Raw genomic sequence first — 15,126 nt, forward strand, 5'->3', positions numbered from 1 at the left:
GTCATAATTTCTGTTTGGGATCTAACAATTGATCCGGTAATTCATAGATCTATAGGAACCAAAATCAGGGGGGTAGGTAAACAAGAAGCACCCGGAGGCGAGTAGGTAAAATTGATCTCCTGAACCTCTTTTGAAGTATCTGGTTCATAAATTTGAAGCAATATAGCTTCGGGTTCCCCTCTCGTCACCAACTGATCGGTAGGGTATTGAACCACAGTTTTATTTCCTTCCTTGTCGCATAATTGCATGGCCATTGCCATTCCTCCACACCATTGACTATTACCTGACCGGGCATTCCATGTAATCAAGGCCAAACCTTTTCCCCCTGTGCTCTTCCATTTAATATTGGTATTATACATTACCCCATAATTTCCCGCGTTTTTTGCAAATTCTTTCCCCTCACCTATGGTCCCTGTAATCCAAGGGTCATCTTTTCCATCGGCAACAACCAACTGAACAGTCCCATTTTTAGTATCTAATGTATCCCTAGAGGTAATTTGATAGTTAGATATCGGGAATATGCCTCTGCCTGCATTTCCATGGCTAAAAGGTATGATCGTTTGAATCCCCTTAAAAGCTTCTGCACCATCCTTTTCTGGTGAAGTCTGAAGCACACTGATCATTCCAGGTTGATCAACCACAAATTCATAAATACCGTGTACCAATTCATTGTATTGCACTATATTACTCTCCATTGCATCATCAATAGCGAGCACCTGCCCGGGCTTGATCACCTTAACATTATTCATTTCATTGGATAAGAAATAATCATACAAACCTTCTTTCCCGATCTTAAAATAGTTTTCACTGGGCTTTTGTGAAGAATATTTAAGCATTCTTAAATGCATGTTCTCTTTCCCAAGATTCTGTATTACAGCTGTGATCTTCCTTGGCATTTTACCGGGCTCCTTCACTCCATTCACATTATATACATATAATCTTACAGCACCGGGAACAACCCTTTCCTGCATGGCAATTGCTTCGGGGATCCGGATATACTCGGGGTCATCCGAAATAATAAATTGAGGTCCAGGAATCACTGTTTTATCATAACTCACTTTAGGAAAGTCTTCTGTCAAAAAACCATCTAAATGCACTATATCTCCTCTTTTTGCTGATGTTAGCTTATCAGATATTATATCATGGGCATTTTGACCATGAGCCAAATGGACAAAAACTGACCATAGCAACAATATGAACACACTTGTTTTCATTACTAATAGTTTAATTGATTAACCTTTTTCCTTGCCCCATTATCTTCTACAAGAATTGGGACAATATCTTAAAATTGGATAGAGAAATATTGAAATGCAGTTGATCGCTCCCTCTGCGATACTCCATTAATAAACATCCTTAATCATTGATCGCCAGATCAATTCCTTCCTTGACCATTCCCCACTGTCCTTTCTGTTTTAAATGAATCATATCAAACAAAAAGTAACCATCACATGCATTCATACAGGCAGCAACGGATTCAACAATGGCTTTCCCTGTTAACTCATCACTGGTATTGGCCCATTCTCCGTTTCCAATATCAGGTCCTCCCACCACCAAGGCGTCTCCTTTCACTTTGTTCATGGCCTGGGAACAAAATCCTTGTATGGTCCACTCGGTACTTCCAAAAACACGGGTTGGAGCCGCATAGGCCCCTATAATAATGATATCCATCTGATCTGCGTAGCCATAATTTTTATAATTTGCCGTTGCCCAGGAATAGTTGGCCCCGATATTGTAATCAGGACTTCCCCAATTAACTCCTACATTGTAATAAACTGAGTACCACCCGCCCACATACACTCCAAATTGTATTTTTGGGTTGATGGACTTGGCTCTGTTTCGGGCTTTTTCCATAAAATCATGGATTACTTTCACTCTATACTCTAACCATTTATGAAAATAGTTAGGTTTTTCCGCTGAAAGTCCGGATTTAACCAAATCATAGGTCATTACTTCTTCGGGAAAATCGGACAAACCAAAACCTAAATATTCTTCAAACTGGGTGCGGCTTAGTTCCGAAAAATCGCTATCAAGACCATCAAAACGACCTCTGTCAAGAATAATCCCATCTAATTCTTCATAAGCAGCTAGGTCTCCTACTAGATCTAGTAAAAACGCTTGGACTTCTTCATGGGCAGGATTAAAAAACACCGCCCCATTATCTGACAAATCCATTGTATTAATAATCCCATTTTCAGTAAGCAAAGAGGTTGCCCAATCTTTTTTATTTGCTTCACGATATAGCATTCCCTGAGCTCCAATACTTGTCCTAACTGCACCGGAAAAGGTATTGATCCCTGCATGCACTTTTAATCCCAAGGCATGACCTTCATCAATAAAAGCTTGCAGATAATCCCAAGAGGCTGTCCGTTCAATTTTGCTATAGCCAGAAGGTAACCAAGCACCTAACCATTTCACCTGATCAACTATATCTGTTTCAAACAAAACATCTCCAGATGTAGGCCGCACATCTACCACGATATCGGTAAAACCTGCCTCTTTTGCCAGAGTCAGATCCCTGATAATATTTTCCTTGCTATTAGCAAAATCAGGGAAATTAGCTGCCGCATCAATCCATATGAAACGTGGTTTATCTTGATTTTCTTTTTTATCCTCTTCCTCCCATTCCCATCCATAATCCTTAGCGTCATCCTCTGCACAACTAAAGATTCCCGTTAATAGAAAAATAAATAAAAAGGAATACTCTAATTTAATATTTCTCATAGTTAAACTAGTTTAAAAACAAGGAGCAGCTATGTGCTCCTTGTTATAATGCTACATATCAATACAATCAAACTGATACCCTACTACATAACCATTTGTGAACATAAAGTAGAGGTAAAGGAAATATCCATCATCAGAAACCCTCATCAACACATCTCCGGTGCCATTGAGATTAGCTGCCGCCCCTATTGCATTCGGACCATATTTGTTTATTTCTGACTTCCAAACCACTGCTGGACATGTATTGGCTGAAAGGTCTCCTGTAAACATCGCTTTATTACTAACATCCAGCAACCAAACAGCATCTGCCGCCCCCCAGGTAAAGCTATTTACCCAGTTTAGGGTTGCAAAGCTTGAATTATTAAATGGGATAAAATCTACTGCATTGGGAATATAGTTAGTACTGATTCCTTCCAGTTTGGCGCTTACTGTATGGCTAGTTCCATCTACCCAAGCAAATGTATTGTCGGAATAGGATGCCACAAAATAGTCTGCATTGACATTGGTTCCTGAAGTATAAACTACATCACTATTGGTTGTCCAACCTTTCGCCAATCCTGTCATGCTTATAATTTCTGGATCTTGCGATACTAGGGAGCCACCCACCACTTGCCATCTGGCGATCTGTTGCCCGGCCTGCAGAATCGGTGCGGTAATGATTGCTTCGCCATCAAGACTACCCTGAACAGATAGTTTTCTCCCAATAGGAACTCCTCCATCCCATGTGATATATAACTCTGGACTATCTTGAATAGAACTTAGGGTCCAGACCTTGAACGCACCTGCATTGGGTGCAAGGTTACATACCAAAATATTTCCATTATCGTCAGAGGTATTGTAAAAATTAGTTAAGCCCCCCTTAATTCCACCTAAATCCAATTCTCCTTCTTTTTCCCCGGTTTTTGCGTTAATAAATACACTGTTTATGCCTCTTGTATTGATCACTAAATGACTTCCACTCAGAGCAAGGCCCCCACTTAAGTGATCCACACCAATGCCCAAATCAGTTTTAAGCTGTTTAGCAAACATTAACTTAGCGCTACCAGGCCTGATCCCAAAAGGTAATTTCTCAGGTACTTCCTTCTTGACCTTATACACATTCTTTGTCACCCCATCATGTGCGGTTACAGTAAACTCAGGCTCACTATTATAATCTATCAACTCCTCTGCAGGATCTGGCGAAATTGTAGCATGATATGACAATCTTACCTCTGCCTTGGCAGGAGCCAAATCCCCAATTGCTACCAAGGAAATAGTCCGTGTAGATTCATTTATAACCCCTGTTAATCCTAAATCAGGCAAACTAAACTCTTCTATAGATGCCTCAGAACTTTTCCTTATTTCGGCCCTTACTACGAAGTCTTTCTTTTCTTTCCGCTGATCCGTAATGGTGATATGGTTTTCTTTGGTTAGATCCAAATACAAGAGAGATGGACTGACCGTTACGTTATCATCCAAATTGGCCCTTACACGCATTCGCTTCATTTGCTCCTCGGTTACCTCCTGATTACTGCTTACAGGAAAATAATAGGGAACGGGAACAACAATCTCGTTACTCCCCTCTTCATAATAACCTACAAACTCTCCTGTTCCATCTTCAAATGTGGCTATAATGCTATTGATCCCATTTCTTGAAACGGGCGGCAACAGTTCATCAGGTTGCTGGCATCCTATGACAAGAAATAGGAAGACCAGCATATAAATGATATTATATTTTTTCATCTTTCGTTTTTGTTTATTTCCATTCATCATATTGTTCTATGACTGAATTGTTCGCTAACTCGCTATAGGGTATGGGCAATACATAAGTTCTTTCTAAAAATTTCCTATCCTGCAGATCACAATCCACATATTCAAAGTGAAGATCGTCTCCAGCACCGGTTATTTTAAAACCATGGACCCGATAATCATTGTATTGCTCATGTGCTAGATCCCACCTTCTCATATCCCAGTAAAGGTGGCCCTCAAAAGCCAACTCTATTCTTCTTTCCTGTTGGATAGCATCAAAAAGATCATCTCCACTTAAACCTTCTTTGGGCGGTAATCCTACTCCCGGCCTAGCCCTTACCATATTGATATCCTGAATGGCATCTCCACTTTTTCCCATATGAAACAAGGCTTCGGCTCGATTGAGGTAAACTTCCGCCAAACGCAATTCCACCCAAGTTTGGATGCTTCTATAAGTCACCAAATCCCTGTGGCTTTCATCAAGCCATTTCCTTAGGTAATACCCTGTGGTCGTCCTACCCTTTGCATAAGTATCCTCTCGATAGGCCATATACCTTCCATTGGTGCCATTCACGGTATTCTCTAACACCTTATCTTTCCAAACGGCACCATTATAAAGAATAGAAGCATGAAAACGTGGTTCTAAGTCCTCATATGGCGGACGTTGCTGGATGCCCCCTGTTACATGCCATGGCGACCAATCCATCTTGGTACCATCCGCTTTTTCATAATATTCCACCATTTCCTGAGTTGGGGTACCGCTTCCTCCTTGATTTTCAATCTCTCCAAAAGTAGCATAATAGGTATCAAAAGAATGGTTAGGGCCTGTTACCAAGTAGTTATACTCGAGAATGGATTCTTGATTCCCTCCTTTCCATGAATCCTCATAATTATCTGTGAGGCCATAAATACCCAACCCCAATACCTGATCAGCTGCCAGTTTGGCTGACTCCCAACGTTCGGCATATAGCATCGCTCTGGATTTGAAGGCTAAAGCAGCTCCTTTTGTAATTCTTTCTCTCTCCTCGCTGCCCCAGCTGACAGGTAGCACACTTGCCGCATAATCCAAATCTTCTTCAATAAGGTCCCAAGTAGCCTCTTCTGAGGAGCGATCCTTATTTTTTTCCAAATTCATGTCTGTATAGAGAATAACCCCACCATGCCGCTTTGCCAGCTGAAAATAGAGAAAGGCCCTGAAGAACCTGGCTTGCCCGGCAAATAGGTTGTTATCTTCTTCCCCCAGCTGGGAATATTTTTTCAAACCATCTAAAAATTCATTGACCCTCCTTATTCTTTCGTAGGTTTCTCCCCAGGTTCCCAAAAGATTACCCGTAGGGGACATTAACTCTGGAGTAAACACATACATATTGGCATCTCCTGCCCGGCTTCCGGGCACATAGGATCCATACTTCATTGTCTCCGTTAAGCCTTCTGTAAGGTTTCCGCTAAACTGAGATGAACCAAAATTACCATATCGGTCCAGATAGGGATAAAAGCCATTGATGTATAAATTCACACTGGATTTATCTTCCCAGACTACCTTATCAGAGATCCTATCGGTGGGAGTGGTTTCTAGAAAATCTTCGCAGCCCGTCAACCCCAACAAGATCAGCGCAACAGCAATAACATATATATTTTTTAACATCGTTTTCATCCTTTAAAAATTAGAAAGTCAACTTCAGCCCTGCGGAAATTACCCTTTGTTGAGGATAGTACCCATTGGAAACACCTGGTTGCTCTGGATCAATATTGTATTGGGTCAACTTGCTCCAGGTAAATAAATTTTGGCCTTCTGCGTACAACCTAAGTGCATTTACGCCTATGGACCGCATCCATTTACCAGGAAAGGTATATCCAACTTGAAAGCTTTTCACCCGTAGGTAGTCTCCATTTCGATACCAGAAAGTAGATGAATATGCGTTATTGGAACTTGCAGGGACTAAAGAAAGCCGAGGGAATTCTCCTGTTGGATTATCTTCTCTCCAAGAGTTTTCCAACAAGTAAGTAGGACTGTTCCCCCCGTGATAGAAAGGTCTGGTCATAGAGGTATGATCCATTATACCACCACTGTACACTCCTGTCAAGGCCACGTCACGCCCTAAAGCTCCCTGCATTAAAAGAGCAATATCCCATTGCTTCCAAGAAGCGTCAAAGGTAACCCCTCCCACAAATTTTGGATAGGAGGATTTACCTATATACCCTCTGTCTTGTTCATAAGAAATCACACCATCACCATTGATATCCCGATACTGAATATCACCTGGCCGAACTGCTTTTCCCTCAATCAAAGGAGAATTATTGATTTCTTCCTGATTTTGAAAAAGCCCATCGGCTATAAATCCCACTTGAGCTCCGACTTCTTTACCCGTCAGTTTCAACCAATCAGGGGTATTTTCTGAATCACCATACCTAAGCCATCTCCTTTTGGTATATGTTCCATTCACCCCAACTTTATAGGAAAACTCTCCAAGCTGTTGCTTATGGGAAAGTGTTACCTCAAATCCTCTGTGATCTTGCTCATTATTATTTTCATATTGATGCACATATCCTCCAAAAGAATCCGGATAGGTAGCATCAACTGAACTAAGAATATCGAATATGTATTTATAAAAAACATCCACTTCCATGGCCAATAATCCGTTCCACAGTGTTGCATCAAAACCGCCATTATACTGCAATGCTTTAGCCCAAGTTAGGTTCACATTTGCAGGCCTGGAAGTAAGCAAACCATTTTGAGGCTCTCCGCCCAATACGACTGCAGGAGTGTTTAAAAAAGACATGGTATTGAGGTAATAATAGGGACCTATCTGGGATGTCCCTGTCAAGCCAACACTTCCTCTTAATTTCAGGTTATTGATGATATTTGATCTTTGCAAGAACCAATCCTCTTCGGATATTCTCCAGCCTACAGATGCAGCAGGAAACACACCCCATCTTTTTCCATCTACCATTCCCCCGAAAACATAACTGCCATCATATCTGACAGAAAATTCAGAAAGGTATTTGTCCGCATAATCATAACCAAGCCTACCTAGAAAACCAGCTTTCCTTTCCTGATAACTACCACCTGAAATATTCCTACGGTCATCCAGTTTAGCAAAACTTAGCTCATCCAGTTCATAGATATCAAAACCATAACCATAAGCAGCAAAGTTATTTCCATCCTGCTGAACAGTTTCCATCAGGGCCATCCCTTTGATATGATGTTTTTCTAAAGTCGTTTCATACTGTAAACTCGTATTTGTTACCCAATAGGCATAATGCGACAATCCTTCCGCTAAACCTGCAGTAGTTCCTCGTGCATCAGGCGCATAGGAATAACTGATATCACCTGTAGTAGAAGTAGGCACGGTGGCTACATTGGTATAGTAAGGTGTAGAAAAGGACTTGGTCATTTGATAGGATACATCATAAGCATTCATAAACTTGGCACTCAAACCTTTAACAAAAGGAACATTATAATTTAAAGACAAATTGGTTTGGATGACGTTCACTTTAGAATTATTGTATCCTGTCAAGGAGGAGGCTGCCAAGGGATTGATATAAGAGCTTGATGTACGGGTTGATACCGGCAAGCCATCATAAATTTCTGGCACATAAGGATGTGCTCTCATAGCCTGCTGTGGGATATTGTTCCAATCTCCCGGTGAGGCCGAATAGCCTGGTCTTTTTCGGTCTTCTATCCTGCCAGCTATATTAAAAGTCAACTCAAGATTATTGGCAATGTCAGCATCAATATTGGACCTTAAATTAAGCCTGTTATAGGAGAAACCGTCCACATTTCCTTCCTGGTTAAAATTGCCCAAAGAAACAAAATACCTGATCTTTTCCGTCCCACCAGTTGCATTGACATTGTAGCTCCTAGTTTTGCCCAATCCGAAAGTCTTTTTATACCAATTGGTGTTTCCCCAACCATCACTGGGATCCCCATTTAACATTTTTTCCACATGTTCAGAAGAAAAAACAGGCTGATCTCCATCCATTTCCCGAGCTTTATTATACCAATAGGCATAACCGGGTCCATCTAACATATCAAGCATCACTGCGTTTGAACTGACCCCTTGGTTTCCTGAAAAAGAAATGCGGGACTCTCCTTTTTTACCTCTTTTTGTATTGATGATGATTACTGCGTTGGCATCTAAACCATAAACCGAAGCAGCTGCCGCATCCTTAAGGACCGAAATGGTTTCGATCGTATTTGGGTCTATTTCAGAAAAACTCCGCGGAACCCCATCAACAATATATTTAGCAGAAGAACCTCTTACCAAAAGACTAGAAGCATCTGCTCCTGGTTGGCCTGATTGCTGCAAACTAATGACTCCTGGTACACGTCCCCCCAGAAGATTGGTCACATTTGCCATCGGTGCTTTTAAAAGATCTTCACCATCAATCTGTGAAATGGAACCTGTCACGCTTTGCTTTCGCTCGGTGCCATAGCCCACAACGACCACCTCTTCCATCGTACTCAGGCCAGGCAAAAGCTTGACATCAATAACAGTTTCTCCATTCACTATAACCTCCTGACTCTGATAACCAAGGAATGAAAAAACCAAGATTTTTTTTCCTTGCGGCACATTTAGCCGATACTTTCCCTCAACATCTGTAGAGGTACCTTGAGTAGTCCCTTTTACCAGAATATTTACCCCTGGAATAGACTCCCCATTTTCACCTGTTACCTGCCCGGTAACATTTGTCTGCTGACCCGCGGCCTCAAACAAGGACACAGACAGTACCAATACTGTCAGCAGGGCCATTTTTGTAAGTTTTGTAAAACTTAATCCCATGTATTTAGCATTATTTATCATTATTAAAAATTATTCTTGGTATAACAGCTCAAACTTGGGTCGAGCCATGGAACAGGCTAAATAGGTTCAAGCCGAATTATCTAATACTTATCTCCTCCTATTTAGCCTTGGCCTTTCCCTCGGATTCCTTTACTATTTTATTGATCTAAGGAGCTCTACGTTTACTACCCTTCATTCAAAAAACAATGATACCCGAAACCTAAAACACCCTACTGGCTCATTTATATGGCTACATCCCTTCGCCTCTGAAAAACTTAGCTTCAAACCAAAAATAAACCGACAAAAACATAGTTAGTTTTTTAAATATAACTGTCTCTAATTTAATTTTATTTAATTAAAAACACAATACTTATTAAATTTTTTTATTAATTATTGCTAAAATATTTATTTTCCCTTACTTACTCATTCTTAGCAATTTGATGTAGAAAATTTACCTCAGTGAACCAGATCAAAATCAACCAAAGCCTCAAAGGTTCTATTCCAAGGAAGAGAAAACTCAATATTTTGGATGCGATAGTTATCCTTCATAAAAAACACTTTTTGCAGACGATTCACCTCTTTCTCTAGTTCACTTTTCCCCTTTTTTTCCATTTCTAAAATAATATCTTCCTTTCTTACAAATGCACTCCGACCTACCTGTTGATAATAACTGTTCAAGGATTCACGGATTGGATTATTGTAGTAATAATCATTCATCAGCCTATGTAGTGTAAACCAATACTGAGTTTTCTGTACTGCTTTCACCATTTTTTTATTTGCCCCGGCCTTTTCTAGCGCTATAAAATAAAGCAGCCCTTGAGGAAGAGCTGTCCCTATGGTATTGCCAGCTGTATTCCACGAGGCATAGCCATAAACTTTGTCCAAAACACCTTCTTGCTCTAGTAAATGGGTAAATTCCGCAGAACCTCCTTGAACATTTCCAATAGGGTCAATATCTGCTATTATCAAACGTTTCCCAGCTTTAATCGCTTCAACTATCTCTTTCACAAAAGGCAGGGCTTCACCAGGTTGATTCCTCGAACTATAGATATAATAAAATAAATCCGCCTTCTCTTCTGAATTCACCAAGATACCCCCAGCAGCCTCAATATGATTGGCCACAGTTGTTTTTAAGGGCCTATCTTCAAAAGCCATCACCTCTTCCGACATGGATTGGGAGGAATAAACAGGTTTTATCTTTGGCGCCAAGCCTGCGAATTCATTAATTGCCCTAGCTAATAGTAGCATGGCCACTTCATCTGTACCAGCCTGAATAGCCACCTTTTCCTTCAAGTGGTGCATTTCCAAAAATTTGCCTAAACCTTGTTTTTCCTTTATGTGCACCCCTTCCGGCTTGGCATCATCTTGGGACAAAATCAGGTAATCGATTATTCCTTTATTTACATAATCCATCATTAATTGATTGACCTGCAAATTTCTTTTTCTAGCAGTCATATACCCCCTTAATGCTTCCTTAGGAACTATCTTTTCCAGCTTTTTGACCTCCTCCTTGGCATCCGCATCTGACTTTACCGAAACCTCAGCCCATCTTGCCAGGGCTTCTCTATAATTTTCGTTGGTTCCGTCGGCTGTTGGTGCCAAACGCATGACCACACTCTGTACATATAACGGCACCTCAGGGGCAAGCTTCCTAAGACGTTCAATTACCTTCACCCTCCTTAGAGCAATTTCAGCTTTTACCTGATGCACCCTGCTGGCTACCAAACCTCCATATGCCAGCATATCCGCAGCAATGATCACCGCGTCCACACCTGAATAGTCCTGTTCTAAAAGCCACTGTATTAGTTCATCCGACTGCCCGGGCTCCTGCAAATTCCCCAACAATTTCTCCGGTGGGCTCACCAGTTCGGTCAAAGCGATCTCCCCCATTCTAACCGGAAACTGCAAACAAGGCGGCCTGTCATCCAAAGGGACAAAAATCACTTTTTTCCTTGTCCCATTGCTTTCGACTTGTGCCACCGCCGTGAGATTCAAAATGCCAAAACACATGAACATGCAGATTACAAATATCTTCTTCATCACTTACTAATTGGAGACCACTTATTGGCTATACCTTGGGACTGTAGGAATCCCTGAAAATCCCTTAATATTTCCTTTTCTTTCCATACAGTTTTCGGGGAAGTTTCATTAGAAAGGGAATAGCTGCACAGCATCCCTACAGCCTCTCCTATGCTCCACTCAACCGGATGCAATCGGTAGCATCCATTGGTGATATGAGTAGTGCCTATATTTTTATTGGCAGGAAGCAGGTTCTTCATCTTTTTGGGAAGCAATGCCCCTAGGGGAATTTCAAAACGCAGAGAACTGAAATCTATATAATTATCGCCTCCTGTACTGGGGTGCAAATCAATATGGTAATAACCAACCCCAACACTATCATCAAATCCGGCTGCCTCTACCTTTTCCTCTGGCAGTCCCAGTTTCTTTGCCCGCTGGTCTCTCCCCACATGCTCTTCCAAAATGGTAAACTCGGCCTTTATCCTTCTGGACTCCCTTATATAAGGATATTTGGCCAAACCGTCCTCCGTTCCCATAATATCATTACGCAAACGTAATCCCCTCCAACCTTTACCTCCATCGGCCCTGGGAGCTTCTGTCTGTAACCAATACAAAAGGGAAAGACTCAGTTGTTTGGACTGTTCTACATGATGCTTAAACTCACTTTCTTTTACATCCACCAGATTCCCCAGGAAATAATCATTTTGAGGCCAGTTTACTACAGAGATGTCCCCTTCAAAAAAACCTTTATCAAAATTATGCTTATCAATAATCTTTCTGTAGTTCCACAAATTTAGAAGTCCATCGAATTCAGTCCCCCGAGGATCAAAAGCCAATGCCTTCGGCTTTAAGGTTTTGGGGTTGCTGTAATTCAACTCCAATAACTTCCCGGCCCATTTTGGTTTCATCTCAGGACTAAAAGACTGCCAGAACTCATAATTATCGGGCTTGGAAATGGTCCAGTCCTCCCCTTCAACATAATCCATTGCAAAGCACATGGTAAAAGCCTGTTGGTTCTCAGGATCCGCTTTTTCAGCAGAATGAAGTTCACCTGTTTGACTTTTTGACTCAGTTCCTTTTTGATAATCCGTACCTGTTATCGGCAACAAATCCCCCAGTTCCGTGGCATCAACAAAGTACTTGCCCTCCAATACCTGCTCCTTTCCGGATCGAAGGGAAACAGCCACAAGTTGGCTCACCATATCCCCCTTGACCACAGCATCTTTGACCCTCCACTCCTTTAACAATATCAATTGACGATTACTGATATAGGGGGCAAATAGCTGCTCAAGAACCTTCACCGCTACCAATGGTTCATGACATAATGCAGAGACAACTCCGTTGCCTGGGTTCAACAGTGGATTTTTTGCTTCCTCTTTGACAAGCGGATAATGATCCACGTAATAAGCCCTGACAGCTTGACGGAACGCCCTGTAAAACTCGGTACAACCCTGGTCTTCTATCCAGTCATGCTCATCAGGCGGAACACCTTGTTGGCTCAACTGACCTCCTATCCAATCGGTTTCTTCCGTCATGATTACTGAATGACCATTTCTAAGTGCTGCAAAAGCAGATGCACAGCCTCCTAAGCCAGCACCAGCAATAATAATATCTGCGCAATAGAGGTTGGATTCCGGGATATACTTGGCCTTACTGACTGCTTGCTCACCCATGGCATTTACAGCAAATGGCCAGTTCACCGGATTTGCCAACAGGCTACCTAAACCCGCTTTGGCTATAAAACTTCTTCTATTCATATCTATTTACCTAATTTCTCCCAGTCTGATCGATCATGAAGGTAATACCAAACCTCATTACAGTCAGGAGCCGGCGTGTTTTTCATAAAATCGTCCATTACATCGAAAGCCCGAAACATGGCATTACTGATTTCATGCCCTCCATTACGATAAGCATGCAACTCTACGGGTAACCCCAGTAATTTGGCTTTTTCATAAATCGACATGGATCCAAATAACATCATATATCCAGGACTTGTCCCTGGACATAAGTGGTGTGGCGCAGTTTCAAATGGCACTAATTGATCATTGGAGCCATGGTAAAGTAATAGAGGCACCCAGTTCTCCTGGTTTACAAGCCTTAAGTCCAAAACTGCCCCTGCAAAAGACATTGCCCCTTTGAATCTGAAGCCCTCAGCAATATGAAATGCCTCAGGCATACTTGATTTAAAGGGATTAAAAAGTACTTGTAAAATTGCCTCTGCTCCAGCGCTACTACCGGCCAAATAAATCTGCTCAGGATCAACATCATAATCTTTGGCATGCTCTACTATAAAACGCGTGGCTGACACAGCATCTTCTGCTGCATACCGGATCGCTTTTAGCTTTTCAGGGGTAGGGAAATTACAACCGAAACCATGGCCTTTAGCGTGAAGACGGTAGGAGATTACAAACACCCTATACCCCCTCTTTTGCATTTCTTCAGCAAAAGGAGCTTGGTTCTCAGGATTTCCGCCAGAGAATCCTCCTCCATGGACAAAAACAATACTCTTCTGACCAGCTCCGCCGCTGACAGGATAATAATCAAAATAAAGCTCCTCCCCATCAACTGTCTTATAAATTACCCGTTCTGAAACTTGCGCTTCCACTTTTATATAAAAAGCCAAAAACATACATAAAAATAATATACAGGGATATCTCATAGTTATTTAATTATTGATCCGTAATTAGTTTATTTTTTATACTCTCTTTAGGCAAACGTTCAAAAGTTTTCCATATCAACAACAAGGCTCTGGGCACATGGAAGCCCCCCTTCCACTTTCCGCCTTTTGCAGGAATAAGTACCTCACCATACTTATCCAAATAGCCAAACCACTCCCCATTTTCCTCATTTCTAAAATGTTTCCATGCATATTGATGCACCTTTTCGAACTACAGTATACATTCCTCCTGCTTGGTATGCTGATATGCCTTGGCCAAAAACAAACCCAGCAAAACTAGTGGAGGCAGTCCCCATTCTTCCCTTTTACTAAAAAAAACAATGATAAGGATTAGGGTAATCAACATCCCTGAAAGCTTTTATATTTTTGCCCATATTGCTCCCATACTTCATCGATCACGAATCGGTTATGTTCAATTTCTGCTGCTAAATTCCCTGTGTCCCAGTATTCACCTGAATCATACAACCCGAAGTAAAACTTCATTCTGTATTTATCGGCCAATTTAAGATACATATCAAGAAGATCACTTGCTGGCTTATAACAGCCAAGCCCCATTAAATACTTGGAGGGATAGGTCAAAAATTTACGGTAACCAGATCTTATCATTATAACCGTATCAATACAGACACGCTTCATATGTCGAAAATCTGGATCCCATTCCTCTCCGCGCCAGTTTTGGTGCAGAATATCGTGGAAAATTTCGTCCAAAAATTTTCCTGTGATCGGAAGACCTAAATCAGCCTTTTCTATTAAGTCAACTGGAATAGTTTCTTCAAATGCTTCTAATTGACCTCCCTTAACTAAAGTCGGTCCCGCAAACAAGGATGTTCCTATCAAGGAGGTATTTTCAAAAATTTTCTTCGTTGGGGTGAATCCATATTATCCATTAGTTTTTTTTAACAAAAGCCTTAATTTTTCAATTTATGTCATCTTGGTTTATGGAATTGGTTCCTATTCTCTTATTTAAACACAATTCTCAATGTGTTAAATTGAAATATTGAGCATCAATAAAGCCTGGATAGTATTTACCAATTTAAAAGGGCTCTAGAAAAGTGATTTAAACCACTAATTAAATTTGAAATGTAATTAATAATTTTTTTTCTTATTAATCAATAAGTTATTTAATTTTTTACATTATAACGTTTAGAAAAAATTTCTTAAAACATAAAAGAAATAAGACCAAACAATTAAAATACC

General features: G+C 41.0%; 10 protein-coding genes. All 10 read right to left on the minus strand.

Annotation, left to right across the window (positions count from 1 at the left end; genetic code table 11):
- Positions 1 to 41: 41 nt before the first annotated feature.
- The 10 genes from ACYVAA_RS19760 to ACYVAA_RS19805 all read right to left on the minus strand — a co-directional run bounded on the left by ACYVAA_RS19760 (position 42) and on the right by ACYVAA_RS19805 (position 14,766).
- A complete protein-coding gene (locus ACYVAA_RS19760; protein WP_460545100.1) occupies positions 42 to 1,214 on the minus strand; it encodes a hypothetical protein in 1,173 nt (390 codons plus the stop codon).
- A gap of 139 nt (positions 1,215 to 1,353) precedes the next feature.
- Positions 1,354 to 2,721 carry an alpha amylase family protein gene (locus tag ACYVAA_RS19765; protein WP_460545102.1) on the minus strand — a complete coding sequence of 456 codons (1,368 nt, stop codon included), beginning with the start codon at positions 2,719 to 2,721 and terminating at the stop codon, positions 1,354 to 1,356.
- A 51-nt stretch (positions 2,722 to 2,772) separates the two neighbouring features.
- Positions 2,773 to 4,443 carry a DUF5018 domain-containing protein gene (locus ACYVAA_RS19770; RefSeq protein WP_460545104.1) on the minus strand — a complete coding sequence of 557 codons (1,671 nt, stop codon included), beginning with the start codon at positions 4,441 to 4,443 and terminating at the stop codon, positions 2,773 to 2,775.
- 13 nt (positions 4,444 to 4,456) lie between these two features.
- Positions 4,457 to 6,094 (minus strand): RagB/SusD family nutrient uptake outer membrane protein, encoded by a 1,638-nt coding sequence (locus ACYVAA_RS19775; RefSeq protein ID WP_460545106.1) that lies wholly within the window; start codon positions 6,092 to 6,094, stop codon positions 4,457 to 4,459.
- Positions 6,095 to 6,113: 19 nt separating this feature from the next.
- The gene (locus tag ACYVAA_RS19780; RefSeq protein ID WP_460545108.1) at positions 6,114 to 9,203 is read right to left on the minus strand and encodes a SusC/RagA family TonB-linked outer membrane protein; all 3,090 of its coding nucleotides are present in this window, start codon (positions 9,201 to 9,203) and stop codon (positions 6,114 to 6,116) included.
- 486 nt (positions 9,204 to 9,689) lie between these two features.
- The gene (locus tag ACYVAA_RS19785) at positions 9,690 to 11,273 is read right to left on the minus strand and encodes a DUF4127 family protein (protein ID WP_460545110.1); all 1,584 of its coding nucleotides are present in this window, start codon (positions 11,271 to 11,273) and stop codon (positions 9,690 to 9,692) included.
- Entirely contained in the window at positions 11,273 to 13,009 is a 1,737-nt protein-coding gene (locus ACYVAA_RS19790; protein WP_460545112.1) for an FAD-dependent oxidoreductase, read from the minus strand. The genes ACYVAA_RS19785 and ACYVAA_RS19790 overlap by 1 nt, the downstream gene beginning before the upstream one ends.
- A 2-nt stretch (positions 13,010 to 13,011) precedes the next feature.
- A complete protein-coding gene (locus ACYVAA_RS19795; RefSeq protein WP_460545114.1) occupies positions 13,012 to 13,911 on the minus strand; it encodes an alpha/beta hydrolase in 900 nt (299 codons plus the stop codon).
- Between the two features lie 10 nt (positions 13,912 to 13,921).
- Positions 13,922 to 14,131, minus strand: coding sequence for an AGE family epimerase/isomerase (locus ACYVAA_RS19800; RefSeq protein ID WP_460545116.1), 210 nt, complete (start codon positions 14,129 to 14,131; stop codon positions 13,922 to 13,924).
- A gap of 137 nt (positions 14,132 to 14,268) precedes the next feature.
- Positions 14,269 to 14,766, minus strand: coding sequence for a DUF4434 domain-containing protein (locus tag ACYVAA_RS19805; RefSeq protein ID WP_460545118.1), 498 nt, complete (start codon positions 14,764 to 14,766; stop codon positions 14,269 to 14,271).
- Positions 14,767 to 15,126: the final 360 nt, after the last annotated feature.

The organism is Echinicola sediminis (genome assembly GCF_054777495.1).

Coding starts and splice junctions, on each gene's coding strand:
- ACYVAA_RS19760 (WP_460545100.1), bottom strand. CDS start 1,214: ATGAAAACAAGTGTGTTCATATTGTTGCTATGGTCAGTTTTTGTCCAT.
- ACYVAA_RS19765 (WP_460545102.1), bottom strand. CDS start 2,721: ATGAGAAATATTAAATTAGAGTATTCCTTTTTATTTATTTTTCTATTA.
- ACYVAA_RS19770 (WP_460545104.1), bottom strand. CDS start 4,443: ATGAAAAAATATAATATCATTTATATGCTGGTCTTCCTATTTCTTGTC.
- ACYVAA_RS19775 (WP_460545106.1), bottom strand. CDS start 6,094: ATGTTAAAAAATATATATGTTATTGCTGTTGCGCTGATCTTGTTGGGG.
- ACYVAA_RS19780 (WP_460545108.1), bottom strand. CDS start 9,203: ATGGCCCTGCTGACAGTATTGGTACTGTCTGTGTCCTTGTTTGAGGCC.
- ACYVAA_RS19785 (WP_460545110.1), bottom strand. CDS start 11,273: ATGAAGAAGATATTTGTAATCTGCATGTTCATGTGTTTTGGCATTTTG.
- ACYVAA_RS19790 (WP_460545112.1), bottom strand. CDS start 13,009: ATGAATAGAAGAAGTTTTATAGCCAAAGCGGGTTTAGGTAGCCTGTTG.
- ACYVAA_RS19795 (WP_460545114.1), bottom strand. CDS start 13,911: ATGAGATATCCCTGTATATTATTTTTATGTATGTTTTTGGCTTTTTAT.